A 337-nucleotide genomic window follows, 5' to 3' on the forward strand; every position below is an offset into this window, starting at 1 on the left:
TGGTTTTCTCAGGCTAAAGTAATTAAAAGCAAATTTAACATAAAGGGCTAAGGCATTTTCGAAAATGGCTTCACCCTTTAATGTAAATCCCCACACCATTTAACATCAACCCTGAAGGCATTTTCAAAAAAGCCTTGACCTTTTACTGTTAGTCCCCACGTCAGTTACGTGAAATCTTTATTTATCCTTTATCAGACCAGTACACAGCCATGAATCCTGGGAATGGGGGCGGGCGGGGGCAGAGGCCTGCTTGGATAGTTGGCGCCGGGCGGAGCGGAATCCGTTGGCGATGAAAGCCGTCTGGAAACCGTTAGTGAAAGTTAGGCTCCAGGGATGA

Origin of the sequence: Clostridium sp. MCC353, assembly GCF_018785315.1 — a bacterium.
Lineage (GTDB): Bacteria > Bacillota > Clostridia > Lachnospirales > Lachnospiraceae > CHH4-2.